Origin of the sequence: Mammaliicoccus sp. FSL K6-3158 (assembly GCF_038005105.1) — a bacterium.
In the GTDB taxonomy this organism is placed as follows: Bacteria; Bacillota; Bacilli; order Staphylococcales; family Staphylococcaceae; genus Mammaliicoccus; species Mammaliicoccus sciuri.
Genome location: NZ_JBBOSL010000001.1, coordinates 971,971 through 998,829, shown reverse-complemented (window position 1 = coordinate 998,829; position 26,859 = coordinate 971,971). Strand labels below are relative to the sequence as shown.

The 26,859-nt window shown below is 31.6% G+C and carries 32 protein-coding genes; 9 read left to right on the top strand and 23 right to left on the bottom strand.

Annotated features, from left to right (window positions below; genetic code table 11):
- Positions 1-11: 11 nt before the first annotated feature.
- The 5 genes from MHH94_RS04920 to sgtB all read right to left on the bottom strand — a co-directional run bounded on the left by MHH94_RS04920 (position 12) and on the right by sgtB (position 4,363).
- Positions 12-782, bottom strand: a complete 771-nt coding sequence (locus tag MHH94_RS04920; RefSeq protein ID WP_048540689.1) for an ABC transporter permease — start codon at positions 780-782, stop codon at positions 12-14.
- 9 nt (positions 783-791) lie between these two features.
- Positions 792-2,339 (bottom strand): ABC transporter ATP-binding protein, encoded by a 1,548-nt coding sequence (locus tag MHH94_RS04915; protein WP_340839969.1) that lies wholly within the window; start codon positions 2,337-2,339, stop codon positions 792-794.
- A 12-nt stretch (positions 2,340-2,351) separates the two neighbouring features.
- Positions 2,352-2,669 (bottom strand): YfhH family protein, encoded by a 318-nt coding sequence (locus MHH94_RS04910; protein WP_048540687.1) that lies wholly within the window; start codon positions 2,667-2,669, stop codon positions 2,352-2,354.
- Complete coding sequence (gene recX / locus MHH94_RS04905) at positions 2,662-3,465, bottom strand: recombination regulator RecX (RefSeq protein ID WP_058591889.1); 804 nt, start codon at positions 3,463-3,465, stop codon at positions 2,662-2,664. The genes MHH94_RS04910 and recX overlap by 8 nt, the downstream gene beginning before the upstream one ends.
- An 82-nt stretch (positions 3,466-3,547) precedes the next feature.
- Positions 3,548-4,363 (bottom strand): monofunctional peptidoglycan glycosyltransferase SgtB, encoded by an 816-nt coding sequence (gene sgtB / locus MHH94_RS04900; protein ID WP_048540685.1) that lies wholly within the window; start codon positions 4,361-4,363, stop codon positions 3,548-3,550.
- 161 nt (positions 4,364-4,524) lie between these two features.
- Between sgtB and MHH94_RS04895 the strand changes: the two genes are divergently transcribed.
- Entirely contained in the window at positions 4,525-6,258 is a 1,734-nt protein-coding gene (locus MHH94_RS04895; protein WP_078354785.1) for a pyruvate oxidase, read from the top strand.
- A 639-nt stretch (positions 6,259-6,897) separates the two neighbouring features.
- Here MHH94_RS04895 and MHH94_RS04890 read toward each other — a convergent pair.
- The 4 genes from MHH94_RS04890 to MHH94_RS04875 all read right to left on the bottom strand — a co-directional run bounded on the left by MHH94_RS04890 (position 6,898) and on the right by MHH94_RS04875 (position 9,990).
- Positions 6,898-7,782: a nuclease-related domain-containing protein gene (locus MHH94_RS04890; RefSeq protein WP_088592261.1), complete on the bottom strand. Its 885-nt coding sequence runs from the start codon at positions 7,780-7,782 to the stop codon at positions 6,898-6,900.
- A gap of 91 nt (positions 7,783-7,873) precedes the next feature.
- Entirely contained in the window at positions 7,874-8,389 is a 516-nt protein-coding gene (locus MHH94_RS04885) for a type 1 glutamine amidotransferase domain-containing protein (protein ID WP_058591886.1), read from the bottom strand.
- Between the two features lie 65 nt (positions 8,390-8,454).
- Positions 8,455-9,816 (bottom strand): 23S rRNA (uracil(1939)-C(5))-methyltransferase RlmD, encoded by a 1,362-nt coding sequence (rlmD, locus tag MHH94_RS04880; RefSeq protein ID WP_078354787.1) that lies wholly within the window; start codon positions 9,814-9,816, stop codon positions 8,455-8,457.
- Positions 9,817-9,828: 12 nt separating this feature from the next.
- Complete coding sequence (locus MHH94_RS04875; RefSeq protein ID WP_049320382.1) at positions 9,829-9,990, bottom strand: SE1561 family protein; 162 nt, start codon at positions 9,988-9,990, stop codon at positions 9,829-9,831.
- A 136-nt stretch (positions 9,991-10,126) separates the two neighbouring features.
- Here MHH94_RS04875 and yfkAB point away from each other — a divergent pair, with 136 nt between their 5' ends.
- The gene (yfkAB, locus tag MHH94_RS04870; protein ID WP_078354788.1) at positions 10,127-11,254 is read left to right on the top strand and encodes a radical SAM/CxCxxxxC motif protein YfkAB; all 1,128 of its coding nucleotides are present in this window, start codon (positions 10,127-10,129) and stop codon (positions 11,252-11,254) included.
- A 49-nt stretch (positions 11,255-11,303) separates the two neighbouring features.
- Here the strand turns inward: yfkAB and MHH94_RS04865 are convergent, their stop codons facing one another.
- The 4 genes from MHH94_RS04865 to MHH94_RS04850 all read right to left on the bottom strand — a co-directional run bounded on the left by MHH94_RS04865 (position 11,304) and on the right by MHH94_RS04850 (position 13,742).
- A complete protein-coding gene (locus MHH94_RS04865; RefSeq protein ID WP_025905162.1) occupies positions 11,304-11,816 on the bottom strand; it encodes an acyl-CoA thioesterase in 513 nt (170 codons plus the stop codon).
- A gap of 217 nt (positions 11,817-12,033) precedes the next feature.
- A complete protein-coding gene (locus MHH94_RS04860; protein WP_048540679.1) occupies positions 12,034-12,213 on the bottom strand; it encodes a hypothetical protein in 180 nt (59 codons plus the stop codon).
- Positions 12,214-12,290: 77 nt separating this feature from the next.
- Positions 12,291-13,520 (bottom strand): aminopeptidase, encoded by a 1,230-nt coding sequence (locus MHH94_RS04855; RefSeq protein WP_078354789.1) that lies wholly within the window; start codon positions 13,518-13,520, stop codon positions 12,291-12,293.
- A gap of 18 nt (positions 13,521-13,538) precedes the next feature.
- Positions 13,539-13,742: a DUF1128 family protein gene (locus MHH94_RS04850; protein ID WP_048540677.1), complete on the bottom strand. Its 204-nt coding sequence runs from the start codon at positions 13,740-13,742 to the stop codon at positions 13,539-13,541.
- Between the two features lie 137 nt (positions 13,743-13,879).
- Between MHH94_RS04850 and MHH94_RS04845 the strand changes: the two genes are divergently transcribed.
- The 4 genes from MHH94_RS04845 to MHH94_RS04830 all read left to right on the top strand — a co-directional run bounded on the left by MHH94_RS04845 (position 13,880) and on the right by MHH94_RS04830 (position 16,400).
- Positions 13,880-14,245 (top strand): PH domain-containing protein, encoded by a 366-nt coding sequence (locus tag MHH94_RS04845; protein WP_025905158.1) that lies wholly within the window; start codon positions 13,880-13,882, stop codon positions 14,243-14,245.
- A gap of 162 nt (positions 14,246-14,407) precedes the next feature.
- Positions 14,408-14,707, top strand: a complete 300-nt coding sequence (locus MHH94_RS04840; RefSeq protein WP_025905157.1) for a YtxH domain-containing protein — start codon at positions 14,408-14,410, stop codon at positions 14,705-14,707.
- Positions 14,708-14,779: 72 nt separating this feature from the next.
- A complete protein-coding gene (locus MHH94_RS04835) occupies positions 14,780-15,847 on the top strand; it encodes a YihY/virulence factor BrkB family protein (protein ID WP_107617033.1) in 1,068 nt (355 codons plus the stop codon).
- On the top strand, positions 15,831-16,400 hold the full coding sequence (locus tag MHH94_RS04830) for a beta-class carbonic anhydrase (protein WP_025905155.1): 570 nt from the start codon (positions 15,831-15,833) through the stop codon (positions 16,398-16,400). The genes MHH94_RS04835 and MHH94_RS04830 overlap by 17 nt, the downstream gene beginning before the upstream one ends.
- A 38-nt stretch (positions 16,401-16,438) precedes the next feature.
- On the opposite strand, the gene MHH94_RS04825 is transcribed toward MHH94_RS04830, so the two are convergent.
- From MHH94_RS04825 to map, 5 genes are all read right to left on the bottom strand, one after another.
- Complete coding sequence (locus MHH94_RS04825; RefSeq protein ID WP_025905154.1) at positions 16,439-17,068, bottom strand: response regulator transcription factor; 630 nt, start codon at positions 17,066-17,068, stop codon at positions 16,439-16,441.
- On the bottom strand, positions 17,058-18,101 hold the full coding sequence (locus MHH94_RS04820; RefSeq protein ID WP_340839953.1) for a sensor histidine kinase: 1,044 nt from the start codon (positions 18,099-18,101) through the stop codon (positions 17,058-17,060). Before MHH94_RS04820 ends, MHH94_RS04825 begins: the two co-directional genes overlap by 11 nt.
- Positions 18,098-18,808, bottom strand: coding sequence for a cell wall-active antibiotics response protein LiaF (gene liaF, locus MHH94_RS04815; RefSeq protein WP_058591883.1), 711 nt, complete (start codon positions 18,806-18,808; stop codon positions 18,098-18,100). Before liaF ends, MHH94_RS04820 begins: the two co-directional genes overlap by 4 nt.
- Before the next feature lie 15 nt (positions 18,809-18,823).
- Positions 18,824-19,234, bottom strand: coding sequence for a hypothetical protein (locus tag MHH94_RS04810; RefSeq protein ID WP_227532160.1), 411 nt, complete (start codon positions 19,232-19,234; stop codon positions 18,824-18,826).
- A gap of 145 nt (positions 19,235-19,379) precedes the next feature.
- Entirely contained in the window at positions 19,380-20,135 is a 756-nt protein-coding gene (map, locus tag MHH94_RS04805) for a type I methionyl aminopeptidase (protein ID WP_048540673.1), read from the bottom strand.
- Positions 20,136-20,232: 97 nt separating this feature from the next.
- Between map and MHH94_RS04800 the strand changes: the two genes are divergently transcribed.
- Positions 20,233-21,228 carry an FUSC family protein gene (locus MHH94_RS04800; RefSeq protein WP_078354790.1) on the top strand — a complete coding sequence of 332 codons (996 nt, stop codon included), beginning with the start codon at positions 20,233-20,235 and terminating at the stop codon, positions 21,226-21,228.
- Between the two features lie 112 nt (positions 21,229-21,340).
- Here MHH94_RS04800 and MHH94_RS04795 read toward each other — a convergent pair whose 3' ends face one another.
- Together MHH94_RS04795 and MHH94_RS04790 are read right to left on the bottom strand one after the other, a co-directional pair.
- Complete coding sequence (locus MHH94_RS04795; RefSeq protein ID WP_078354791.1) at positions 21,341-22,063, bottom strand: type 1 glutamine amidotransferase; 723 nt, start codon at positions 22,061-22,063, stop codon at positions 21,341-21,343.
- Entirely contained in the window at positions 22,063-23,373 is a 1,311-nt protein-coding gene (locus tag MHH94_RS04790) for a Mur ligase family protein (protein ID WP_232183086.1), read from the bottom strand. The genes MHH94_RS04795 and MHH94_RS04790 overlap by 1 nt, the downstream gene beginning before the upstream one ends.
- A gap of 146 nt (positions 23,374-23,519) precedes the next feature.
- Between MHH94_RS04790 and MHH94_RS04785 the strand changes: the two genes are divergently transcribed.
- Entirely contained in the window at positions 23,520-24,026 is a 507-nt protein-coding gene (locus MHH94_RS04785) for a ferritin (protein WP_025905146.1), read from the top strand.
- 142 nt (positions 24,027-24,168) lie between these two features.
- On the top strand, positions 24,169-24,723 hold the full coding sequence (locus MHH94_RS04780; RefSeq protein WP_078354792.1) for a 3'-5' exonuclease: 555 nt from the start codon (positions 24,169-24,171) through the stop codon (positions 24,721-24,723).
- A 52-nt stretch (positions 24,724-24,775) separates the two neighbouring features.
- Here the strand turns inward: MHH94_RS04780 and MHH94_RS04775 are convergent, their stop codons facing one another.
- From MHH94_RS04775 to MHH94_RS04765, 3 genes are all read right to left on the bottom strand, one after another.
- The gene (locus MHH94_RS04775) at positions 24,776-24,991 is read right to left on the bottom strand and encodes a hypothetical protein (RefSeq protein WP_048540669.1); all 216 of its coding nucleotides are present in this window, start codon (positions 24,989-24,991) and stop codon (positions 24,776-24,778) included.
- Positions 24,992-25,109: 118 nt separating this feature from the next.
- Positions 25,110-26,177, bottom strand: coding sequence for a DNA polymerase IV (dinB, locus tag MHH94_RS04770; protein WP_048540668.1), 1,068 nt, complete (start codon positions 26,175-26,177; stop codon positions 25,110-25,112).
- A gap of 69 nt (positions 26,178-26,246) precedes the next feature.
- Entirely contained in the window at positions 26,247-26,792 is a 546-nt protein-coding gene (locus MHH94_RS04765; RefSeq protein ID WP_106417800.1) for a DUF3267 domain-containing protein, read from the bottom strand.
- Between the last annotated feature and the right edge of the window lie 67 nt (positions 26,793-26,859).

Below are 26,859 nucleotides of genomic sequence, written 5' to 3'. Positions count from 1 at the left end.
CCTTAATTTTTTTATTTAAAGTATTCAGTTTTATAAGCTTTATTAATATTGATCCAAGCTAAATAAATAAATGCTACTTCAAAATAGAATAGAATATGATATGGTAAATTCGTAACGGAAGCGTTACCTAACACCATTGATTGTTGGAACCCATTAATAATATAGAATAATGGATTGAGTTTTAAGACATTGACCCAAACTGCATACATATTATTAGGTACGTACAATATCGGTACGACAAATAATAATACAATCAATAATCCGAAAACAATAAATCGTGCAGAATATACATATTTACCAAACACGCCAATAATAGATGCTACTGGTACAAGTAATATGTATGCCATAACTAAATAATAGAAAAAGCCTAAATGGTTAATTTCGATTAAATTTGATGTCGAAAAAGTTGAAACTATCCCTGTAAGTGTTACAACAATTAAGAACATAATCATCGTTAAAAATACTTGTGAAGAAGCACCTACATAGTATGGTACCGACAATCTATTATAAAGTGCCCCTTGCTTTCTGACTGTCTTTTCAGAATTGAAAAGCGATAAAAAGACCCACATGTAAGCGAAAAAGCCAATCAACTTATAATAAGATGTTGATTGTTGTACATCTATCGCATCAGTAATCCGTAACTTCAAATATGTGAAGATCAATAATACTAACATGATAGCAAAAGCAGATACATAATATTTATAATGGGTTTTAACTTCATAGAAGCAATATTTAAGCATATGTGGAAAATGTTTAATATGTTGTTCAAATAATTCTTTCATATTGACCTCCTATAATTGTATAAAAATCCATTTGTTTTCTGCTAAGTCTGCTATCATAAAGCCATCTCTTGATTTAACTACCCAAGTGTCACTTGAAATATTATATTTCTTAACTAATTTTGCTTTGTTTTTCATATCAAATGTAAAACCAGTTAATTGATTGTCACTGTCGAAAATCATATGTACTTTTTGGCCTTCCATTTGTTCATTAAATCGGTTTGCCTTATCAGCTGTGATCGTCTCAGAAACTTTCTTATGTGATTTATGCATAAAACTGTTATAAAAATCAATATAATTTAAATAACTATCATCAACATAATCTTCTAAATCTGACCAATCAACGTCTTCATATAGTCCAGCCGGATTGAAAAAGTACAAGTTATTCTTCTTAGAGATATAAGTCTTATCATCTACTTCAAGCCTATAATTAGATTGATTTTCACCTGTTACATCTACAAAACTATACTGAGGTAATTTCAACTTTGAACTTTTGGATGAAGGTGTAAGTTCTGTTTCATGTTTCAACGATAGGACATAAGCTGACTTATCTATGTATTTTGGTTCACTGTTTGTTGTGATGACCTGTTTGGATGTAACTTCTTTTTCTGTCGAAGAGCTTCCTACACCTATAAACATAAATAGTGCTGCTAATGTAGCACCAAAGATAAATGTTAAGCCATAAAATATCATTTTTTCAATAGATTTCGGCACTCTACCGTATTGATATTTACGCATTCTTTTATAACCTTCGCCTTGCGCTATAGGTAGTTCTTGTTGAGCCATCTTCCATTTTAGATCGTAAAGTTCTTTTTGGTCTTTATCTTGAATTTGATTATATTTCTTATGATATTCTCGGTAGTGACCCAACACTTCTTTAACGGTACCTTCTTTTCTAACTTGACCATAAGTTAACCAGATAAGATAATTACTCATCTTCTCTATTGAATGAATATGGTCATCAATTACGACAGCTGCACGATCATATTCTTTTTGTTCATTTAAAAATTCATGGAACTTCTTCTGAAATGATTCGTCTAAGTATTGAATGATGTTAGTAAAAATTGCAACAGTAGGTCTCATATATTTGGCTATACTAACTAATAATTGAGCATATTCCGCTTCATTTATATCTTGGCACGTCTTTGAAGCTTTATCCGATAATTTTGCAAAGCTTAATATTTGTCTTTGAATCGTCGTAATATCTCTAATTTCTACACCTGATAAACTCAAAGTACGAATGATCATTTCATTTAAAGTTTGATGATCATCAGCTTTATGCCTAACATCTGCTAAAAATGTTTGGGCATGATTTGTTACTTTACCTAAATTAGGTGCAACTTCTTTAATCATTAATTTACTAATCATTTCTTTACCAGATTGATCATCACCGATAATACCTAGCACTTCACCTCTATAAAGATGCACGGTAACATTTTTAAGTACAATGTCTTTATTAAGGTGCTTTAACTTAAATAATGATTTAAATTTATTCTGTTCTTTGCTTATATAATAATATTTAGTTGCGTTAACAACTCTTAGTAATATTTGCTGTGTCATTCTGCACCACCATTATAGTTGTAGAAGACTTACAGGAATGCCTTCTTCAATTTTTGATCCTTTTAATCTAAATCCCCAAGCAAATACACCATTAATGCGTTCTACTTTAAAGTAACTAGGTGTGTCACCTACTAAGCCATATACTTTTCCTACTTCTATTTTTGAAGTGTCGACAAGGTAACTTTCTGCTATGAGCGCTTTTCTCTTATATACTTCATATTCATTTAGTATACCCATCATTTCTGATTTTCTCATCTTTTCGCGATATTCAGCAATTGCGTTTTTAAGTTCATATTCTGTCATTTCAACAAATTTTTTGTCATTATTCATCTACAATACCACTTTCTACTAATTTGTCATTAATCATTTCAAATGTATACCCTTTTCTTACGAGTGCTTGAATAACATGTGACTTAAGTTCATATCCATTATATTTCTTTTGATATTTATTATATACCTTTTCCAAATCTTTCATCAAAATATTTTCAACATCATCAGATGTCGGTTCAATATTCAAATCTGTTAGATGTTCATTGATGAGTGAAAAAGCATAGCCTCTTTGTTGAAGTGTTTGGACAATCGTTTGCTTTAAACGGTTAGGAGGTTGTTTCTTTTTTTGCATAATCTTCTTGGCGATGTTCGGAATTCGATCTTCTGCCATTTCCATTTCAAACTTTTCTTTGAATTCGTAGACTAAATCTTGTTCGATACCTTTTTCTTTAGCAACTCTTTCAAAATGGTCAGGACCTTTATCAGTTGTTTTTAAAATGGTGTTTTTTAAACTTTCAATATAGTCTTTATGGTCTATGTATTTATTAGATTGACAATACTCTATCACGCTATCAATTAAGTCACTGCCATATTCTTTGTCTGTTAAATATTTTTCTACTTCATATTTCGTACGTTTTTTATGTGATAAATAGACAATCGCCTGATTAAGTGCCTGTCTATATTGATCGTAGTCCTTAATTTCTTGTAACTTACTTTTTGTAATTTCTAAATCTTTTCTTAAATTAAAGTAGATGTATGTTGCTTGATCAATACCCATTTCAAATTCATTATTAATAAATAAATTTAAACGTTCTTTGTTTTTCTTTTGTACTTCAAGTTTAGTTATTTTAAGCATTTTACATCCCTCCACACATATATATAGGATACAATAAAACACACTGAGTTTAAAAGTTTAATCTCTTAACTCAGTGTGTTTATTATTGATTTAATTCATTTATAGCTTGTGTATACTCTGATTCAGAAATATAATTCTGTTGTTTCATTTTTTCGAGTGTTGTTTTGATACGTGTCATGTAACTATCACTAATATTATTAATATCGAAATTGGATGGTGCATTAACGACACTTGCTAATATTGCACTTTGTAATACCGATACTTGAGGAAGGTTTGGATTATTTTTATCGACTGTCGCACCGAAGTAATAATTTGCCGCTTCTTCAATCGTATAATTATTTTGACCGAAATAGATATTATTAACGTAATAACTCAAAATATCATTCTTACTATACTTATCTTCAACACGTTTCGCGACAAACATCTCTTTCACTTTTCTTGTCAGTTGCGTTTCATTCGTATAGAAATAGTTTTTAACGACTTGTTGCGTAATCGTACTACCACCTTGCGTAAGTTCACCATTTTTCAAACTTACAGCAAGTGCACGTGATACACCTCTTAAGTCAATTCCATCATGATCATAAAATCGTTTATCTTCGACCGCTACAAAAGCATTTTTAGTATAATCTGGCATATCTTCAACTTGAACATAAGATTGTTTATCTTCAATTTTAACTAAATCATCTACATCAGATGTTCTTGACCACATATACATTACTGCTAAATAAAAAACAATCGCTAGTATAATAAGTATTGTTACAAGACCAAATAGCTTTGAAATTCTTTTTCTCTTTCTCGGCTGTACAGGTTCTTGATAATAATGTTGATATCTTCTATATTGAACTTCTTCTGAATTAGGTTGTGGTATTTCATTCTTCTTATTCTTAAATATCCCCATCTGTATTCTCCCTTATTCATATTTCTTACATCATTATAGCTTGTAATAATGATTTTAAACACTTCTTTTTACTGAAAAACGACAAAATCAGTCCTGAGTCTTATTTATAAGTATAACTTTTAGCGTATTTGGGTATAGATAATGATAAGGAGGAATTTTATATGGCAAAAATTAAAGCAAACAAAGCACTCGTACAAGTCTTAAAGAATTGGCAAATTGACCACGTATATGGCATACCTGGTGATTCAATAGATAAAGTCGTAGATGCACTTAAAACAGAAGAAGATAACATTAAATTCTATGATGTAAGACACGAAGAAGTTGCAACTTTAGCTGCTAGTAGTTATGCCAAATTAACAGGCAAAATAGCAGTAGCATTAAGTATTGGTGGTCCAGGCGCAATACATATGTTAAATGGTATGTATGACGCTAAAATGGATAATGTCCCTATGCTCGTTTTAGCAGGACAAACAGATTCGAAATTATTGGGCACAAAATTCTTCCAAGAAGTTAATTTAACAGCCCTTTTCGAAGATGTAGCCGTTTATAATAAACAATTAGAATCTGCTGAAAATGTACATGAAATTGTAGATGAAGCAATCAAAACTGCATATGCTAAAAAAGGCGTTGCAGTATTGACGATTCCAAGTGATGTTCTAGGTGAAAAAATTGAAGATAATGTTCCTAGAGAAACTTATAAATTTGAAAATGCAGTAACTTACGCTAAAGATGAAGACGTTAAAAAAGCTGCAGAACTTATAAATAAAAGTGAAAAACCGGTCGTCTTAACTGGTGTTGGTGCTAAAGATGCCAAAGACGAATTACTTAATTTCTTAGATCATATCGATGCGCCTGGTTTAATTACATTACCAGCAAAAGGTATCATACCGGATAAACATCCTAATTTCATGGGTAACTTAGGTAAAATCGGTACTAAACCAGCATTTGAAGCATCTAAAGATGCTGATTTATTAATTTTAGTCGGTACGAATTATCCATATGTAGATTATTTACCTGATAAAGATATACCATGTATTCAAATTGATATTAATCAAACAAATATCAGCAAACGTTTTAATGTCGATGTCGGATTAATTGGCGACACAAAAAATGTACTATCTGCTTTAACAGAAGCGTCTGAAAAAGTAACTGGCCGTAAATTCTTAAAAGCATGCCAAGAAAATATGAAAGCATGGAACAGATGGTTAGAAGAAGATAGAAATAATGACAGCAAACCGATCAGACCAGAATTATTAATGTCTGAAATAGAAAAAATTTCAACAGATGACACTGTATTTTCAGTTGATGTCGGAACTTCAACAGTATGGAGTACAAGATATTTACAACTCGGTCACAACCACAAATTTATCACGTCATCTTGGTTAGGCACGATGGGCTGTGCATTACCAGGTGCAATAGCAAGTAAAGTCGCAAATCCAGATAAGCAAGCCATTGCTATCACTGGTGACGGTGGATTTGCGATGGTTATGCAAGACTTCGTTACAGCGGTACAATATAAACTACCAATTATCGTCGTTGTTCTGAATAACCAAGAATTAGCATTCATAAAATATGAACAACAAGCAGCCGGTGAATTAGAATACGCTATTGATTTAGGCGATATCGACTTCGCTAAATTTGCAGATAGTTGTGGCGGTATAGGCTATAATGTCGTAGATGTAGAAGATATTGCCCCTACACTTGAAAAAGCTAAAAATGCAAATAAACCTGTTGTTGTAAACGTAAAAGTAGATCCAGATGCCGCCCCATTACCAGGTAAAATAATATGGGACGAAGCAAAAGGATATGCAAAATTCGAAATTAGAACAGCATTAGAAGAAAACAGACTCGAAAAAATGCCACCACTTAAAACACTTATAAGAAGATTCTTCTAATAAAAATAAAGAAGCAGTGAAGTTTATGACGAACTTCACTGCTTTTTGTGTTAGATTAAATTTAAGTATTTTCAATAAAAATTTTAAAATAGCGCGCTGAGATGTGGAATTTTGTAGATTGTGATGGAGATTGATAACGGATGTAAGGGACATTTTTGGGAATTCTGTCCCTAACGATACCTCTTACGGACATTTCTCAGAATTCTGTCCCTAGCGATACCTCTTACGGACATTTCTCAGAATTCTGTCCCTAACAGCACCTCTTAGAGACATTTCTCAGAATTCTGTCCCTAACAGCACCTCTTACGGACATTTCTCAGAATTCTGTCCCTAACAGCACCTCTTACGGACATTTCTCAGAATTCTGTCCCTAACAGCACCTCTTACGGACATTTCTCGGAATTCTGTCCCTAACAGCACCTCTTAGAGACATTTCTCAGAATTCTGTCCCTAACGACGCCTCTTACGGACATTTCTCAGAATTCTGTCCCTAACGATACCTCTTACGGACATTTCTCAGAATTCTGTCCCTAACAGCACCTCTTACGGACATTTCTCAGAATTCTGTCCCTAACAGCACCCCTTAGAGACATTTCTCGGAATTCTGTCCCTTAATACCGTACATCAAAATTCATATTATTACTTTAAAAAGTATTTTTTATTTCTTGCACCTTTACTTAAGAAACATTTATCACAAATTCGTCTAATAGTTTTACTATTCCCTCCTAACCACCATACTGCTTCGGTGATTGTGAATGGCTCTTGCTTTAAATAATACAGTTCTTGCAAATTATATTCATAAACATACTTTTTATCCATTTCGGACTCACAATATTGGCACGTACATTTCTGTTTGTCTTGTTCAATTTTTACTGTGAACATGCGATTACATCTAGGACATTTGATACCTGGTTTGAATTGTTCAAACGGTATTGTCACACCTTTACTGTATTGCGCATCAAATGAATTTCTTACTGTTAATAGTTTCTGTTTAATTCTGATATTTTCTGATTGATTTTGATTTTTAAAAAGTTGGGTAAATGAGCCTAATTCTGAGGGTAAGATAACTTGATCTTTTAAGAGGTTTTTATTTTTGAAGTTAAAGTAAGGATTTGTAAAGACTAATTTTGAAACAACGGGTTTATCAATTTCTAAATAGCGACATAGTTTATTAAATTCATTTCTAGCTCTTTCCATTTGTATGAACGGTGAGGTAAATGAACTTCCAAAATTATTTTTTAATAGCGTGTCTTCCAAATAATAAATGCCTTTATAATTTTTTATCTCGAACAAATATATTGCATGATCATCGATGACGATTGCATCTATTTGAACTTGACTGTTGAATGTAAATTGAAAGTCATTCAAATATACAATATCCGTATCACAATTTAAAATAGCACTAAAATAATTTTCGCCATCGTTTCCACTTGATTTATTTTGAATTGATTTCAAAATATTTTCGGTTAATTCAGCGCGCCCTATTAATGACTGAAAATACTTAGTATCATGCTTACTTTCCATAAACCACGCTCCTTATATATTATAAAAAAATTATATAATAGCCTGCACAAAAAAACCACTCACTATAAAAGTGAGTGGCTAATCAAAGCATCTATTGAAGCAATGCAAGTGATTCACGGTTAAAGTCTTCTAAGTCGTCTGGAGTTCGACTTGTGACGATGCCATTGTCAACGACTACAGATTCGTCAACGACTTTTGCACCTGCATTTTGTAAGTCTTTTCTAACTGACAAGAAACTAGTAACAGTTCTGCCATTTAATAAATCTGTATCAATTAATAATTGAGGTCCGTGGCAAATTGCAAATGAAGGTTTTTCATTTTGTACGAAATGTTTAACAAATTCGCCAAAACGTCCTTGTTCATCCCCACGTAATAAATCTGGTGAAAATCCGCCAGGAATTAAGACTGCATCATAATCTGCAGCATTTCCTTCATCAATACCAACATCTACTATAACTTTTTCGCCTTTTTTACCAGTGATTTCTTTTCCTTTTTCTTCACCAATAATAACAACTTCATGTCCAGCATCAGTTAATGCTTTTTGTGGACTTGTTAATTCAACGTCCTCGAATAAATCTGTTACAACTGCTGCTACTTTTTTACTCATAATATCAATCTCTTCCTTTCATAGTATGTCTAATATTTATATACCACTTTTGAAAGGTTTTAAACTTATTTTGCAACTAATTTTGCTACGACTTCTACTTGTGCTGTTTGTGGAAACATATCAATAGGTTGCATGCTTACGACTTTATATTTTTTAGATAAGTGTGCTAAATCTTTAGCTAAAGTTGATGGATTACAACTTGTATACACAAATGTTTTTGGATGAACGGATTTGATAAGTTCAACAGCTTTAATACCTAATCCAGTTCTTGGCGGATCAACTGTTATCACGTCTGGTTTAAAGCCTTCTTTAGTCCATTTATCCATAACTTTATATGCATCACCAACTTCATAGTGTACATTATGACGATTATTAAGTTCAGCATTTTTCTTAGCGTCATCAATACCTTCTTTAATAATATCCATACCTCTCACTTCTTTCGCATTTTGAGAAATCCAAATACCAATTGTACCTGTTCCACAAAATGCATCTACAACTGATTCATTACCTGTTAAATTCGCCTGAGTTTCAATTTCACCGTACATTTTTGTAGCTTGTTCTGGATTTAATTGAAAAAATGAATCTGGTGATAAATCATAATAGTATTGACCAAGCGTTTCTGTAATTTGTTGTTTACCACTTACATGAATCGTTTGATTTCCAAGTACTCGTGATGTCTTCTCTTTATTAATATTGATGGATAAACTTTCCACGAAAGACAAATTCATGATTTGATCAATAAGAGACTGATTATATTTCAATTGATCGTCCGTACAAACTAACGTAACTTGTATTTGTTGACTATGCTTTGCCACTCTCGTAACAATATATCTTAGCCCTTGTTCTTTATTTGGATTTCTACATACTTTAACTTGTAAATTCATCAAAATATTTCTCAATTCATTCGTAACTTGAATGGTACGTTTATCTTGAACTGGACATTTTTTAATATCAATTAATTGATGACTGTCTTTTTCATAAAGGCCTGCAATGAGTTGATTTCCTTTCTTCTGAACAGGAAATTGATTTTTATTACGGTATCCCCAAGGATTATCCATACCGATTGTAGGTTTTACAATTTTTGTTGGAATATTTTTTGCATATTTAGTTAACGCATCTTTTACAATTTGTGATTTGAATAAAAGTTGCGCATCATAATTTAAATGTTGCAGTTGGCATCCACCACAAATATCATAAACTTTACATTTAGGTTTAACCCTTTCTTTACTACGTTCACGGATTTTGACTACTTTCGCTTCGATAAAATTTGGTTTCGCCTTTACTACTTGGACAAGTCCAACTTCTCCCGGCAATAAACCTTCTACAAATGTTATCTTCTTCTTATAATAGCCAATACCTTCACCATTAATACCTAATCGTTTGATCGTTAAAGGAAACTTCTGTCCTACTTTTACTGAAACATTCATGTATGGTCACCATTAATCATGCATAGCTTGAACTTTTTTCTCAAGTTCATCAAGCAAAGCAATCCATTCATCTACATCAGATACTTCCATATCTTCAGGATTCATTGCTTCCATTTCATCTAAAAAGTCTGATAACCTTTGTTTGATTTCATTAAGTGATGTTTTTTTACTCATTTTAATACTCCTTTATTTTTAATAATATTATTATGAATGATAACAAGTATAAAAACAATCATAAATCAGTATTGGAAAATTTGATAACAAGTGTTACGCTCATAGATAGGAAAAAAATCAGAAAGAAGGATATATCATGATATACGACTTGAAAAGTCCTATTTCAATAAAAAACGACCCGTGGGAAGCCTATAACGATATAGATGAACATGGTTCATTACAACTGAGTAATATAGAATTTACAACTACTACACTCTGTAACATGCGTTGTGCACATTGTGCAGTAGGTTATACGTTGCAATTACGAGACCCTGACACGTTACCGATGGATTTAATTTTAAAGAGACTTGATGAAGTACCTCACTTAAAAACAATCTCGATTACTGGTGGAGAACCAATGTTCAGTAAAAAATCAATTCGAGAAACAGTCGTTCCTTTATTAAAATATGCACACAAAAGAGGCATTTACACGCAAATGAATTCTAATTTAACGCTACCACTTGATCGTTATTTAGAAATTGCTGAGTATATTGATGTTATGCATATTTCACACAACTGGGGAACAATCGATGAATTCAGTGAAGTAGGTTTCCATGTGATGGACAAGAAACCACCTTTAAAAGCAAGATATCGACTATACGAACAAATGATTCAAAACTCTGCCACTCTATCAGAACAAGGTATGTTTGTGTCTGCTGAAACGATGTTAAATAAAAGTACTAAACCTTATTTACAAAAAATCCATAATGAAATTGTTCATGATATGAAATGTAGTCGCCATGAAATACATCCTATGTACCCTTCTGACTTTGCGAGTCAGTTAAATATTATGAGTTTAAATGAAATGAAAGATACTATTCATGAGATTTTAGACTTTAGAGATGAAGATACATGGATGTTATTTGGTACGTTACCTTTTTACCCTTGTTTCATGAATGAATCTGACCAGAACTTATTATCTAGATTAAAATCATCTAAAAATGTAAGTTTAAGAAATGACCCAGATGGAAGAAGCAGATTAAATGTTAATGTATTTTCTGGAGATGTGATTGTTACAGACTTCGGTGATGAAACGGGATCTATCGCAAATATTAAACAAGATAAACTTGAAGATGTTTATCAAACATGGATGAATTCATCTTTAGCAAAATCACTTAACTGTCACTGTCCTAAAGTGAGATGTTTAGGTCCAAATCTACTCGTAAAAGATATGTACTATAAAGATGTTGACTTTAAAGCAAACGAATTTAGAATGAATCAATAATACAAAAAATGGCTAGGATAACGATTGTTGTCCTAGCCATTTATTTAAATTAGATATATAGTTTTGTAGACATGAAGTCTAATGTTTTCTTGCTTTCTTTTCTTCTTTCTTGGCGTAGTTTCACTCTATCTTGCGCACTTTCATAGAACCATTTTTCATCATCTGTTTCAGGATAGATTGCTGGAACTTCTGCTTTGTTCCCATCTTTATCTAAAGCTACAAATGTTAAAAAGCTATACGCTGCTAAATGTTTCTTTTGATTAATATTGTCTTCACTAATAACTTTTACGCAAATCTCCATAGATGATTTACCTGCATAAGTAACAAATGAAACTAACGATATCACTTCACCCGTTCCGATTGGTTGTAAGAAATCTACTGAATCAGTAGATGCTGTTACAACTGAATTCCCACTATGTCTCATCGCTGCGATTGCTGCGATTTCATCAATTTCCGCCATTAATTTACCACCGAACATCGTGTTGTGATGATTAGTGTCCTCTGGAAATATTTGAATGGATTTTACACTTCTTGATTCTTTCATTGGTTTCTTCGTTTTCATATTATAACCCCGTTCAATTTTGCTTATTTTTATTAAAAAAATAGGGAGCGGGACAGAAATCTAATTTATATAAAAAGATTTCGTAGTCCCGCCCCGGCAAAGATGACTAGAGTTGGAAAAAGCTTTATAAAAGCGCATTTCGGGTTCAGTCATCTACTGCCAAGATACTAAAAAAAGACTGAGGCATTCCGTTATGTCCCAGTCTCTTCCATTCTTATTAATGATAATGTTCCTCATCATCAAAGACTTTCTTCTCTAGTGCTTCTTCAGCAGTATCAATTCGTACAGACTCTCTACTATCGAATGTTTGAACAAGATACATCATTAAAGCGCCGCCAAATGTAAAAATTGCGAACACAAATGCGATCATTACGCTCCATTCCATTGGTGTACTCATGATATCCCCTCCTTTGAATGACTATAAAGACTTTATTTATCTTTATTATACATGATGTATTCTTAAATGGCTATCTTTTAAAATGCCCAATTACCATCTCTAAATACTGGTTCTTTCTCACCATTTTCCAAAATGCCATCAATTGATAAATCTTTGCTGCCAATCATAAAGTCAACATGTGTAGTTGAATCATTTAAACCATTTTCTGCTAACTGTTCTGCTGACATATCTTTGCCACCTTCAATACAAAACGCATAAGCTGAACCTAATGCAATGTGACATGATGCATTTTCATCAAATAATGTATTATAGAATAACGTGTTCATGTTAGAAATTGGTGAATCAACAGGTACTAAAGCTACTTCACCTAGTCGTTTTGAACCTTCATCTGTTTCAAGAATCGATTTCAAAATTTCTTCTCCAACACCGGCTTTGTAGTCTACTACTACACCGTCTTTAAATGTCAAAGTAAAGTCATCAATAATATTACCTGAATAACTTAAAGGTAATGTATTACTTACTGTTCCGTTAACACCATTTTTATGTGGTGCAGTAAATACTTCTTCAGTAGGCATATTTGCTACAAAGCTGTTGCCTTTTGAGTTTACAGAACTAGCACCAGACCAATATTGACCGTCTGGTAATTCAATTGTTAAGTCAGTACCTGCTGATTTGTAATGCAATGCTTTATACTTTTTGTTATTTAAATAATCAGCTTTTTCATGTAATAAGTGATCATGTTCTTCCCAAGCTTTAACTGGGTCTTCTTGATCAACTCGTACTGTTTTTAAAATTGTTTCAAGTAATTTATTGACCGCTTCATCATCACTTAATTCAGGGAACATCATTTTAGCCCAACCTACTGATGGATATGAAGCTACACACCAACTCATGCGATCACTTTGTACAGCAACCATATAGTCTTTAAATGCTTTCCCGTTTGCTGCCATTGATTTGCGAATTTTGTTAGGATCAGCATCTTTCAAACTATCTGGACTAGATGAAACTATTGATAAGAACGCTGCTTTTCTATCTAAATAATCCATTTTTTCATCAATATCATATTGTTTAACATTCTCAAAAAATGCTTCAGGTTCATATTGGTATTTAAGTTGTGCAATTCTATCATCGTTGTACCTAACTTTTACATCTACTGCCCCTATTTTGTACGCTTCCTCAACAACTAAATGTACAAACTCACTTGCATCAATTGAAGCTTGAATATATACAGGTTCTTTTTCCTGAACATTCAAACCAACTTTTACTAATAACTCTGCATATTTTTGAAGCTGTTTTTCATAACCCATTTGTATAACCACCTTTGTTTATTTTCTAAGGTCACCTAAAGCTTGTGTAATGGCTGACATTTCACTTGCTGATATATTTTTTCTAGACATGACCATAGTATGTATTTCTTTTAATTCTTCTCTCTTTTCTTCAGGTATTGCATCTTTATTCAATACACTTGTATTTACTAATCGTAACTTGCCTTTTAAATCATCTACCATTTGTTCTATTGATTCAGTCATCTTTTTTATCATCCTTTCAAAATTTAGTTTAGCAAAAAGTAATTATAATTAAAACTATCAAACTTATATATTCACTTTACAATTTATATGAATATTTTATACAATAAACATGAATTATAAGGTGAGGAGTGATTCTAGTGGCTGTTCAAGATATACTTTCATGGACCCTTTTTGAACAAGTTGCAGTACCAGATAATATTTCACAATATCTTGTTGATGGCGAAGAAGCTTATAGTGCTTTTAAGACATTCAGAGATACTGCCGTATTTACAAACAAACGAATTATCATTCGTGATATGCAAGGTATCACCGGTAAGAAAATAGAAACTTACTCTATACCTTATAATATTATACTGATGTGGTCTACTGAGAATGCTGGTAAACTACTTGATTTAAACGGTGAAATCACATTATGGACGAGAGCTGGGCATTTTAAAATTAAAATAGGTAGAAATTTAGATATTATGCCTTTTGAAAAGCTATTGTCTAATGCACTATTATAAACTACAATTGTGTTTATATCTCTAAATTAATGGGAATAAACAACATTAGTGATATTTATAACATATATTAACGCCTATATTCTCTAATTTAAGATTCATATGTGATATGATATGTAGGTCAATGTTAATTTAAAGTTATATTCTGGAAAGGGGAAAAACATTATGCAAAACAAATTAGTTCCTGCTATTTTAATAGGTGGTACAATTGGCGCAATTATTGCATTAGCTGATAAAAACACTCGCCAATCATTATCAAACCAAGTACAAAACATTAAAGAAGGCAACACTTCAAGAGAACCTTCTAAATTAGATCAAATTAAAGATGAAGTTCTATACTGGAAAGATGTAATCGAAGAAATTCGTCGTAAAAATCCAGAATTAGAACAATCAATTATGGATGCTAAAGATACATTCATTGAGAAAAAGAATCAAAGACAAATCTCAGGTTCAAACCATTCATAATTTATATTAAAGACTAGGCTTATTCAACTAACCTAGTCTTTTTTAACATCATATTAAATTAGGAGAATTTATATGGGAAATGATAAATCGAGCTCAAAATTTTTAGAACAAGCTAAACATTTTAAAGACGAACAAAAAAAGTCTATTAAGAGAGAACATTATATTCCACCACAAAAATTTGAATCTAAAACAGCAAAGAAGGATAATCAAATATTTTACGTTTCAAAGATCAATAAACCAGCCAAATTTACTAAAGACGGTAATATTTTATCAACTTTAATATACAGAATTGGTAAGGATAATGCTACAGGACTTGCAGCACAGCTTTCATATTATTTCTTACTTGCATTATTCCCTACTCTAATATTTGTGTTAACGTTGATACCATTATTCCAAGTCAATCCTGATACAATTACAAATATGATATCAGAAAATGCACCTGGCGATACGGCAAAATTAATTACTGGCATAATTGACGACGTTATGAATAATGCCAGTGGTGGCTTATTCTCATTCGGTTTAATTGCAGCATTATGGTCTGCTTCAAATGGTATGACTGCTTTAATGAACGCATTTAATGTCGCTTATGATGTTGAAGATGGAAGAAATGCCATCATACTTAAAATCATGAGTGTCTTCTTCACAGTTATTATGGTTGTTGTATTCGGTATTGCAATAGCACTACCTATATTTGGACAACAAATCGGCAATTTATTATTCGGTCCTTTAGGATTAGAATCTGAATTACGTTGGATATTTAGTTTAATTAAAGTCGTATTACCATTAATTGTGACGTTTATCGTGTTCATCACACTTTATACACTCGCACCAAACATCAAAATTAAATTATTATCAGTTGTTCCTGGTGCAGCTTTTACAACAATTGCATGGTTAGGCTCAAGTGCACTATTTGGTTTATATGTTAATAATTTCGCTAACTACTCTAAGACATATGGTAGTATCGGAGGTATTATCGTATTGATGATTTGGTTATTCTTAACAGGATTAATTATTATCATAGGTGCAGAAATAAACGCAGTATTACATCAGAAGAAAATGCTTAAAAATGGATCACCAGAAGAGCAAGCATTTAATAACTTAACAGAAAACGGTGATATGACTAATGCCTCTATTGAATGATATTTTAGAATATAATGCAGCTTTTATAGAAAATAAGGAATATGAAAATCTTATAACAACGAAGACACCTAATGCTAAAGCAGTATTGCTTACTTGTATGGATACGCGATTAACAGAACTTTCTACGCGTGCATTAGGCTTTAAAAATGGTGATATTAAAGTTGTTAAAAATGCTGGCGCAACAATTTCTCATCCATATGGGTCTACTATGCGAAGCTTATTAGTAGCGATTTATGCACTTGGTGCTGAAGAAATCATTATCATGGGTCATAAAGACTGTGGAATGGGGAATTTGGATGTGGACTCAGTAATAGATACAATGAAAAGTCGTGGTATCACAGATGATACACTAAATACAATCGAACATTCAGGTATTAATATTCATCAATTCTTAAGAGGATTCGATGATGTAACTGAAAATGTTCAAACAAATATACAAAAAGTGTACAACCATCCATTATTTGATCAATCTGTTCCGATACATGGACTCGTTATCGATCCACACAATGGTGATTTAGAAGTGATTCAAAATGGATATGAATTTACTAAATAAAAGAAGTTGAGCTCCTTTCTGGAAGCTCAACTTCTTTTTTATGATATTAAATTATGTTGAAAGGCATATATAACAGCCTGTGTTCTATCTTGTACTTCTAATTTACTTAATATATTACTAACGTGCGTTTTAACTGTCTTAATTGTAATATGGGAAGCACTTGCTATTTCTTGGTTAGAATAACCTTTAGCGATTAATAATAATATTTCCATTTCTCGTTCAGTCAACATTTCGAATAATTCAGCTTTCTGGTTCATTCTATTTCTCATTTTTACAAGTACTTCTGGTTCGAAAATAGACTCTTTATTGTACGTCTTACGTATCGCATTTGCGATATCATCCGCAGAAGTCGTCTTTAATATATAACTATCAACACCCGCATCTAAGGCTTGGTAGACTTCATTATCTTCAATGAAACTTGTTAACATGACGATTTTAACACTTGGTTGATGCTTTTTTATATGTTGTGTTGCTTCTATACCATTCATATCATCCATCACTAAATCCATTAAAATGACATCGGGTTCTAATTCTTCAGCTTTTTCAATACCTTCTCTACCTGATGCTGCTTCCCCTATGACGGAAATATCTTCTTGTGTAGATAAATAACTAGAGATTCCGATTCGAACCATTTCATGATCATCTACAAATAATACTCTAATTGTCATATTGTTCCTCCTTATTATTTGGTACCTTAACTTCAATACGCGTTCCCGATTCAGGCATTGAAATAATATTGAGAGTGGCTCCAATTTCTAATGCGCGTTCGTTCATAGTATTTAGCCCATAACTCTGTGGATCTCTTTTAGATGTGTCAAAACCTACACCGTCATCTTGTATACGTAATATAACATAATCATTCGTATCTATTAACTCTATTGAAACTTTTGTACCTTTAGAATGACGTAACGTATTAGATATTGCCTCTTGAGTTATGCGGAATAGATGGTCTTCTGTACCTTTGGCTATTTCTATATCTTCTATATCATAAACAACTTTCATTGGTATTTTTTTTTTCAGGTCGACTACTAAATCTTTAATCCCTTCACCAAGCGATTTATTTTTTAATCCTAGAGGTCTTAAATGTAATAATAAAGCACGCATTTCTAATTGCGAATCTTGTATCATTTTTTCTAATAAGTCTACTTGTTTTGCTAATGGCTCTTTTAATTCTGATGATTTAATTGCAGATAACATCATACTTGCCGCAAATAATTGCTGACTTACTGAGTCATGTAATTCTCTTGCTAACCTTTGTCGCTCATCTTCTATGATTTTTTTAACGACGGAATCTTGCATTTGATACGATTCATTAATAATTTGTTGAGACTTTAATCTCAATGTGTATAGTTCTTCGTGCAACGGAATTAATGTCTGATAAATTTCTAAAGTTTCTTTGTGCAAATCAATTTCATGGTGATTTACACCTAACATTTCTCCTTGAAAAGATCTTTCGATTTGTTCTTTAATCCAATGATGCTGTTGATTAATTTTGTAGGCGACTGCAGTCCCTATTATAATACATAGCAAAATAACTACAATGTTGATAAATAGGAATGCTGGTACACCTAATATTTGAGTATAAAATATACCTTGAAAATATATAATATTAATAAAAATTCGATCTAAGAAAAATAATATACCAACAATTGTATAAACAAGTATAAGCATTGAACCTATAATTCTTGTGTAGTTATTCATCGATAAATCACCTCAACATCTCCCATAAATGTTGAGAAGAATATATTAACTTTAAATGAGTTTTTGTGACTATTTTCCTCATAATGTACCGTTTCATTTTTCACTCTATACACTTGATCATTCATATATAATCTGCCATATAAAGCAGTTATATGTACATGTACATGGTAATTATAAGGAACAATAATTTGTGTCTTTCCAATATATTGTCTCACGACAATAACATTATGCTCAGATAAATTAGCAGCTAAAGATAAATCTAATTCAATATCTCCAATTGCTTGTTGAATTTGTATATCTTCCCATTTATAAATATAGTGTGGTGTCTTTTGAGGAGAGAACCATCGCTGTTTTATAAATGATTCGTTAATATTTTCATTTGACGTTTGGTCGACATGTTCTACTCTTAATGGTTTCTTACGATATAGAAAATATCTAATAACTAAAAATACTAAGAATAAAAATAAAATGGCAAGCATGTATGGATTAGAAAGTAATGCATAAATCATTAAAATAGCGCCTATCCAAAATATAATTAATCCCCGTAATTTATGAAAATATAAATACCCTACATATATAAATATCGTACCCATTACTACAACGAGTAATAAGCCTATTTTCTCAAAGAAAATATAGTAAATGTTTGATAACAAAATCAATACAGATAATACGATCAACAATTCAGTTGATATAAATTTATTCTTCAACATACCACTCCTTTTTTAGAGAAGTGAATTCATCTGAGTAAGCATCGTACGCTCAGCTATCGTATCAGCAATTTTATCTAAAGTGCTTTTCATAGCTTCGTCAATTTTCGCTAATTCACTTTCTAACATATTAATTTGCTTTTGTAACCATTGTAAATCATGATCTTCTAATTTTTTAGCACATTTAATTTTAAAATCTTCAATCTTGTCCATATATTTATTGTCTAATTCTAAAGTATATTTATCAATTAATTTACTTAATTGACAACGTTTTTGTTCAAGATACGTGATGTACTGTTTCATAGCTTTAATTTTAACATCTAAGCGCTTTGCACATGTATCTAAACTTTCATAATACGAAACAAGAATCAATTGCTTTAATTGATCTGAAACAACATTAAACATAGAATCACCTACTTCTGTCATATTAAACTCTATTATAAAATGTTATTTCAAATCTAAAAATGGACCTAGGATTGAATTTTCAATAGGACCTTAGTCTTAGAAAAATAAAAAGGAGTAGTATAGAATCTTGTATGTTTAATCAATTCTATCCACTCCTCTTATATTTTTAGTCTTCTAATTTAGTTAATAATAATGGTCCTTCTTTAGTGACAACAATTGTGTGCTCAATTTGAGCGACGAAACTTTTATCTTTCGTTTCAAATGCCCAATCATTTTTACCGTCGCTAACGATTGTTGCATTTGATGAGATAAATGGTTCTACTGCAAGTACCATACCTTCTTTAAGCAATTGTTTTTCTAATGGATCATAATAGTTCATAACATGTTGTGGTGAATCGTGTAATGAACGTCCAACACCATGACCTGTTAAGTTTTTAATAACTTTTAAGCCATTTTTACGTGCTGTAGCATTAACTGCTCTGCCAATTTGAGATAATTTAGCACCTGGCTTAACTTTCTTCATTGCTTCTTCAAAAGCCATAGCCGCTACATCTACTACTAATTGTTTTTTCGGGTCATCTGCATTACCAACAACAAATGAAATACCTGTATCTGCATAATAGCCATTTTTACGTGCTGATACGTCTATGTTGACAAGATCGCCTTCTTTAATCACACGTTTACCAGGTATACCGTGCGCAACCTCTTCATTAACACTTATACATGTGTAACCAGGAAAATCATACTCTGCAATAGGTGCTGATTCTGCTTCTAATTCAGCAAATCTTTCCTTTGCGATGTTATCTAATTCTTTAGTTGTCACTCCGGGTTTAGTTGCTTCTTTCAACTCATCACGAATTATTGCACAAATTTTACCTATTTCTTTTAGGCCATCAAGTTCTTCATTGTTTTGAATTATCATTTAAATCCCGTTCTTTCTTTTAAAATTTTTTTGTCGTTTATCATTATATCAGAAAATGCATGTTATACTATAAAAAAATGATTTCGGAGTTTTGAATATGAAAGAAAATTGGTTATCTCGAATTATCGGTGCAAGAATTATTAAAACTGGATTAGCAACTTTTTTAACAGGTTTAATATGTATGTCTTTAAATTTAAATCCTATATTTGCGGTTATCACATCAATTGTGACAATAGAACCTACAGCTAAAGCCTCCTTAAAGAAAGCTTTTGTAAGGTTCCCCGCTTCAATACTCGGTGCATTTATAGCTGTTATTAGTACATACTTCTTTGGAGAATCACCTTTAAGTTATTCATTAGCAGCAACCGTCACGATTTTAGTATGTTATAAACTTAAATTATTTGATGGAATGTTAGTTGCTGCCATTACAGCTGTCGCAATGGTCCCTGTTATCCATGAAGCATTTGTATATAATTTCGTATCACGATTAGCAACTACTACAATTGGTCTTGCAACAGCAAGCATCGTCAATTTTATTATTTTGCCACCTAAATATATAAATCAAATAGAAGACATTAATCAAAAAATGGATCAAAGTATATTAGAAATATACATATCTAGACTTAAAGAACTCTTACTAGGTGAATATGAATCTGCCCTATCCATGAAAAAAGTATCAACATTACAACAGCAAGCCACTAAAATTGAACAACTTATAAAATATCAAAAAGAAGAATACGATTACCATAGAGCAAAGAAAGAATCTAAATCTCACATTAGAAAAGTCGAAATGAAATATCATATTAACCGACTACTAAATGCACATTTATTAAACCTAGTATATTTACCAGAGAATACGCACATCGTCTTTACTGAAAAAGAACGCACAGCAATCTCAAATTTCATCAAATCCTATGAACATTTAATAAATGCAAATGAATATAAAAAACAAAAAAATGCAGCATCCACATTAAAAAATAGTGTTAAAGGACTGAATGAATTTGATGAAAACCAAATAAAAAGTCACATTATTTATGAAATACTCATGATTAATAAAATTTTAAACGATAGATATTCAAGATTAACAAAATAACTAAACTAAAACTTACTAAAGCGGCTAGGGCACTAAAATATGTCCCAGCCGCTTTTTATTATTATTTATTAATGATGTGAAGGTTACTACCTCTTTAACTCACATTTTTTTATTATTTTGCTTTTAACAACCTTTTTATAATAGCTTGTTTTGCTGCTTCTTCAACTGCATTGTCTAGTTGTTCTGGTTCGAATGTTATACCTTTTCGGATACATGCTTGTTTTAATAAGTAATCTGTGATTTCGTGGTTTTTAGGTAAAATTGGTCCATGTAAATATGTACCCAATAAATTTTTATAATGGATACCCTCTTTTTTATCTGTATCATTGTTACCATAACCATCAACAACTTTACCTAATGTAGGATATTCATGATATGTTCTTCCACCATGATTCTCGAAACCGACGATTTGTCCAAATGTTTCTGATTCAATAACAATATCTCCTATTAGACGGTCTTTCTTAGATTCTGTATAAATATCAAGAATGTTTAAACCTTCTAATCTTGTTCCATCAGGTGTTACATATTCAGATCCTAAAAATTGATAGCCGCCACATATTGTTAAAGTTGGCATGCCGTCTTCAATTGCATCTTTAAGTTGTGCTTTAATTTTCTTTAATTGTTCTGTAGCTAAACTTTGTTCTCTATCACTTCCACCGCCTATAAAGAAAATGTCACATTCATCTAAACTTAATTGATCTGTATCTGTTATATCTATTACTTCTACTTCTATATTACGCCATTTCGCACGTTGTTTTAGTGCAATGATATTGCCAATATCGCCGTACAAATTTAATTTATCTGGCATAAAATGAAATATTTTTATTGATGACATTATGCTTCCTCCTTAAAGGCTTTATTCAATGTTCGATGCATTGGTGATAAAGATGTATAGTTAGGAATTGCAACTGTAAACTGATTGTAAGTCATTGATAGTTCCGTTGCCTTTTCTATTGAATGTTCTATAATAACTTCCGCTTCAACTTCAGCATATTTCAGTCTTAATGCTAATTCTTCAGCTCTTTGTCCTGTACAGATGATAGTTTTGATATTTTGTCTAGATAATTTTTCAAAGTCTGCATCATAAATCCATGAAATATCTCTTCCATCTGCGCCGTTATCATTCAAACTGATTAAATAAACTTTTTCCCCATCAATTTGTTCACCAACAGATAAACTTGCATTAAGGCCTGCAGGGTTTTTAGCTAAGTTAATAAGCGCTTCTTTTTTACTATTTCTATAGTATTGCATACGTCCATTATCAGAAGTATACGTTTCAAAACCAGCTTTTATAGATTGATCATTTAAACCTAATTCTCTTAATACTGAATAAGCTGCAATGACATTAAACACATTAAAATCACCAGCAATCTTCATATCAAAATGTGCATCATTTAAGCCAACATGTATAAACGGTTCTTGTTTAAATGCTGTCACTTCATATTGTGGAGTCGCTCTATTAAATCCACATTCACATGTATAATGACCAATTTGATTGTAATGAATATGACTATAATTTAATAATCTGCCACAATTAGGACAATATTTACTTTCAACCATTGTACTTTGTTCAAAGTCATGTATCCCTTTTTGCATACCATAATAAACAATGTCATCACTTGCTATTTTCAAACGACTAACGAAAGGATCGTCTGCATTCAGTAATAGTTTAATTCCTTTATCCTTGATTGAGTTGCCGATATTATCTACCATCGTATCGATTTCACCAAATCTATCCATTTGGTCTCTAAAGAAGTTTGTCACTACCATCATAGAAGGTGTCATTTCTTTTAACACTCTTGGAATAGAACCCTCGTCTATTTCTATAACAGCAATTTTAGTATTTTTATTAGATTGAACAATAAAGCTTGAAGTAATCCCTGCTGCCATATTGGCACCTTCAGTATTATGTATAATTTCAATATTGTTCTTCTTTAATGTATAACCTATTAAGTTCGATGTCGTCGTTTTACCGTTCGTACCACTAATCATCACGATTTCATCTACTTCATTCGCTAACTTTCTTAAAATAAGCGGGTCTATTTTTCGAGCTATTTGTCCCGGAAGATCCGTACCTTGTTTACCTACTTTTCTACTAGCATATCGTGCTAGCTTTGCTATATTTTTCGCAACATACTTCTTCATACGTTACCTCCTTGTTCTGTCACATCATTATACCACGTTCAAAAGCTTTAAAAAAAGTGTTTAACTGTATCAAATCGTTGGTTTCATTTTGTTGTTATTGTATAATAAAAATGTAAGTTAAAATTATTATAGAAGGGAAGATTTCTATGTTATCTAAAAATATTTTAGATGCTTTAAACAATCAATTGAATCATGAATTTTACGCAGCACATGCATATATGGCAATGGCAGCTTATTGTGCAGATAAGAGTTACGATGGATTTGCAAACTTCTATATTCAACAAGCTAAAGAAGAACGTTTCCATGGTATGAAAATATATGACTATATTAACGATCGTGGTGAAAAAGCTATTTTCACAGCTTTAGATGCTCCTAAGACTGAATTCAGTTCTTTATTAGAGACATTTAAAGATGGATTAGCTCAAGAACAAGATGTTACACGTCGATTCTATAACTTATCTGAAATTGCTAAAGAAGAAAAAGACTTTGCAACAATTTCATTCTTAAACTGGTTCTTAGATGAGCAAGTTGAAGAAGAGTCTATGTTTGAAACACATATTGACTACTTAGAAAGAATTCAAGAAGACAATAACGCATTATTTATCTATGAAAAAGATTTAGCTTCTCGTCACTTCGATGAAGATGCTGAATAATTTATAGCCTTACAATACTTAAACAAGACCATCTCCATGAACTATTCATGGCAGATGGTCTTTATTCATTCTTTCTACATACCATCATCATTTACATTATTCCGACAAATGTTTATAATAACTTTCTAAAGGAAGTGATGGCATGTCTTCATTTGTAGCACTTGATTTTGAAACAGCAAATGGAAGTCCGGAAAGCATTTGTTCTGTCGGAATGGTCAAAGTAATTGATCATCAAATTACAGAAACTTTTTATACATTAGTGAACCCTGAAGATTATTTTTCAAATATAAATATTAAAATCCATAAAATAAAACCTTCTGATGTGACAAATTCACCTACTTTCGATGTCGTGTTTCCATATATGATGGATTTCATCGGTACACTACCAGTTGTAGCACATAATGCTAAATTTGATATGACTGTATTGTTTAAATCACTCATTAAACACCAAATCGAAATTCCTGAATTAACGTATTTTTGTTCATGTATATTAGCTAGAAAAACAGTCAACAATCATAGATATGGACTTGCGCCAATGATGGATTATTATAATATTGATTTTAAAGGTCACCACCATGCGTTAAATGATGCTAAAGCATGCGCAATTATTACGTATCGATTATTAAAACATTATCCAGACTTAGATTCTGTATTAAGTATTTATGGCAAAGCATTAACCGATAAAAAATATGTATAAATAAAAGCTTCTAAGATATTATAACGCATCCTAGAAGCTTTTATTCTTTTATTTACTCTTTGTGTTGGAATTCTTTTTTTATGTCTCTTTTTAAACTTGCTTTATTAACAGGTCTTTCTAATTTTCTATCAACCCAGAATAACAATATTGCTATCGCAATAATACCTAGTAATTTGATAATATCGAATGAACCTGTTTCAATGGAACTTTTAATAAATAAAATGATTAATAATACTGTAATTGCAATAATTGAAAATTTAAATTTCATATCAATCTCTACTTTCTTATTATAAGTATTAATAAATACCCACTTCTCGTATAGCCGAAACGCGCATTCAACAATATCCAGAATACTAAGGATACATGACGATATCAAGTAAACCGGTTTAAATAAAATCATATATTGTTAAATTGCGATATGTTCTCGAAACTAAATTCCCGATAGATACACCTACTAAACGTATAGAAGTATCCGGATCTTTTAATGAATTATATAAATCATATGCAATATTATAAATTTCAACTTCGTCATAGACTGGTGTATGACTACTTGTTTGTTTAGATAATGTTTCAAAGTTATGTGTTTTTAGTTTAACTGTTATTGTTCGCCCTGCTAGTTCGTGTTTATCAGCTCTATTGGCAACTTCAGTACTCAATTTTCTAATCGTATTGAGAATAAAGTCATCATCATTTTGATCTGTTTCAAAAGTTGTTTCTCGACCGATTGATTTTCTAACACGTGTTGGTTTCACTGGAGAATGATCGATACCACGTACTTTATTATAAAAGCTTACACCACGTTTACCGAATAATTGAATCAATTCCATTTGGTCATATGCGTATAAATCATTACCACTATTGATTCCCAATGATTTCATCTTTTCTTCGGTTACTTTCCCAATACCTGCAAAATCTCCTATCGGCAACGACATCAATAAATCATGTACATTCTCATAATCTATCACTGTCCGACCACTCGGTTTATTCATACCACTAGCGAGCTTTGCTAAAAATTTATTATAAGAAACACCTGCTGAAGATGTAAGATGCGTCTTATCATAAATATCCCGTTGAATATATTGAGCAATCGTTGAAGCAGATAAGTCTCTTCTCACAAGTTCAGTAACGTCTAAATAAGCTTCATCTAACGATAATGGTTCAACAATATCTGTATAACTTTTAAAAATCGCCATTATTTCATTAGATACTTCACGATAATAATTAATTCTTGGGCGTACATAATAACCATCCGGACAAAGTTGATGTGCTTGAGCCATGGGCATAGCTGAATGAACACCAAATTTCCGAGCTTCATAGCTAGCCGTTGAGACAACGCCTCTACCTGAAGCACGTCCTCCTATAATAACTGGTTTTCCTTTTAATTTTGGATTATCTCTTATTTCAACTTGAGCAAAGAAAGCATCCATGTCAATGTGAATGATTCGCCGTTCCATTCTAAACACCTCTATAAAAAAATAGGAAGTTGGTTGCCCAAATTCCTATATATTATATCAAAAATCTTTTTAACTTGTTGATTGAACATCTTTATTATCCGTAAATAAATTAATGCCGACTTCTGTATCTTCTACATAATTCATCTGTTTATTACTATAAATCACTTGTGCCATGTAAAAATCACCGATACATGCAGCACCATGAAAAGCAAATACATAAATAATAGAAGTGACTTGAAGCCATAATAATACAATTAATAATCCTATACTAATTAAAACAAATGGTGCTAATAATATGATATAAAATTGTTTTCTTGTAAAAATAGCATGTGGCATCGTTGCATAAAACATGCCTTTCATATATCCATATTTAACTTTTTCCTTTGGATTAAATATTTTAAAGCAAATACCGTGTATTAACTCATGGATAAACACTAATATAATTAAACCAACTAACCCAACTATGATATTTCTTACAAAGCCCTCTTCATAAATATATATGATATTCGCAATTAACTTAAAGCTAATTAATATTAATGAAAGAAATAAAACAAATTGTAAAAGTGCTAACCTCTTTAATACAGATATATTGTTAACTAAGTCAATTTTAAGCATCCAATACCCCCGAGAAACCATTTCTTAATAACCTTTACATAATGATTATAAAATATAAATTCAATTT

Bases quoted from the DNA above. Each gene is read 5' to 3' on its own strand.
- MHH94_RS04920 (WP_048540689.1), bottom strand. From the start codon at position 782: ATGAAAGAATTATTTGAACAACATATTAAACATTTTCCACATATGCTT.
- MHH94_RS04915 (WP_340839969.1), bottom strand. From the start codon at position 2,339: ATGACACAGCAAATATTACTAAGAGTTGTTAACGCAACTAAATATTAT.
- MHH94_RS04910 (WP_048540687.1), bottom strand. From the start codon at position 2,669: ATGAATAATGACAAAAAATTTGTTGAAATGACAGAATATGAACTTAAA.
- recX (WP_058591889.1), bottom strand. From the start codon at position 3,465: ATGCTTAAAATAACTAAACTTGAAGTACAAAAGAAAAACAAAGAACGT.
- sgtB (WP_048540685.1), bottom strand. From the start codon at position 4,363: ATGGGGATATTTAAGAATAAGAAGAATGAAATACCACAACCTAATTCA.
- MHH94_RS04895 (WP_078354785.1), top strand. From the start codon at position 4,525: ATGGCAAAAATTAAAGCAAACAAAGCACTCGTACAAGTCTTAAAGAAT.
- MHH94_RS04890 (WP_088592261.1), bottom strand. From the start codon at position 7,782: ATGGAAAGTAAGCATGATACTAAGTATTTTCAGTCATTAATAGGGCGC.
- MHH94_RS04885 (WP_058591886.1), bottom strand. From the start codon at position 8,389: ATGAGTAAAAAAGTAGCAGCAGTTGTAACAGATTTATTCGAGGACGTT.
- rlmD (WP_078354787.1), bottom strand. From the start codon at position 9,816: ATGAATGTTTCAGTAAAAGTAGGACAGAAGTTTCCTTTAACGATCAAA.
- MHH94_RS04875 (WP_049320382.1), bottom strand. From the start codon at position 9,990: ATGAGTAAAAAAACATCACTTAATGAAATCAAACAAAGGTTATCAGAC.
- yfkAB (WP_078354788.1), top strand. From the start codon at position 10,127: ATGATATACGACTTGAAAAGTCCTATTTCAATAAAAAACGACCCGTGG.
- MHH94_RS04865 (WP_025905162.1), bottom strand. From the start codon at position 11,816: ATGAAAACGAAGAAACCAATGAAAGAATCAAGAAGTGTAAAATCCATT.
- MHH94_RS04860 (WP_048540679.1), bottom strand. From the start codon at position 12,213: ATGAGTACACCAATGGAATGGAGCGTAATGATCGCATTTGTGTTCGCA.
- MHH94_RS04855 (WP_078354789.1), bottom strand. From the start codon at position 13,520: ATGGGTTATGAAAAACAGCTTCAAAAATATGCAGAGTTATTAGTAAAA.
- MHH94_RS04850 (WP_048540677.1), bottom strand. From the start codon at position 13,742: ATGACTGAATCAATAGAACAAATGGTAGATGATTTAAAAGGCAAGTTA.
- MHH94_RS04840 (WP_025905157.1), top strand. From the start codon at position 14,408: ATGCAAAACAAATTAGTTCCTGCTATTTTAATAGGTGGTACAATTGGC.
- MHH94_RS04835 (WP_107617033.1), top strand. From the start codon at position 14,780: ATGGGAAATGATAAATCGAGCTCAAAATTTTTAGAACAAGCTAAACAT.
- MHH94_RS04830 (WP_025905155.1), top strand. From the start codon at position 15,831: ATGCCTCTATTGAATGATATTTTAGAATATAATGCAGCTTTTATAGAA.
- MHH94_RS04825 (WP_025905154.1), bottom strand. From the start codon at position 17,068: ATGACAATTAGAGTATTATTTGTAGATGATCATGAAATGGTTCGAATC.
- MHH94_RS04820 (WP_340839953.1), bottom strand. From the start codon at position 18,101: ATGAATAACTACACAAGAATTATAGGTTCAATGCTTATACTTGTTTAT.
- MHH94_RS04810 (WP_227532160.1), bottom strand. From the start codon at position 19,234: ATGACAGAAGTAGGTGATTCTATGTTTAATGTTGTTTCAGATCAATTA.
- map (WP_048540673.1), bottom strand. From the start codon at position 20,135: ATGATAATTCAAAACAATGAAGAACTTGATGGCCTAAAAGAAATAGGT.
- MHH94_RS04800 (WP_078354790.1), top strand. From the start codon at position 20,233: ATGAAAGAAAATTGGTTATCTCGAATTATCGGTGCAAGAATTATTAAA.
- MHH94_RS04795 (WP_078354791.1), bottom strand. From the start codon at position 22,063: ATGTCATCAATAAAAATATTTCATTTTATGCCAGATAAATTAAATTTG.
- MHH94_RS04790 (WP_232183086.1), bottom strand. From the start codon at position 23,373: ATGAAGAAGTATGTTGCGAAAAATATAGCAAAGCTAGCACGATATGCT.
- MHH94_RS04785 (WP_025905146.1), top strand. From the start codon at position 23,520: ATGTTATCTAAAAATATTTTAGATGCTTTAAACAATCAATTGAATCAT.
- MHH94_RS04780 (WP_078354792.1), top strand. From the start codon at position 24,169: ATGTCTTCATTTGTAGCACTTGATTTTGAAACAGCAAATGGAAGTCCG.
- MHH94_RS04775 (WP_048540669.1), bottom strand. From the start codon at position 24,991: ATGAAATTTAAATTTTCAATTATTGCAATTACAGTATTATTAATCATT.
- dinB (WP_048540668.1), bottom strand. From the start codon at position 26,177: ATGGAACGGCGAATCATTCACATTGACATGGATGCTTTCTTTGCTCAA.
- MHH94_RS04765 (WP_106417800.1), bottom strand. From the start codon at position 26,792: ATGCTTAAAATTGACTTAGTTAACAATATATCTGTATTAAAGAGGTTA.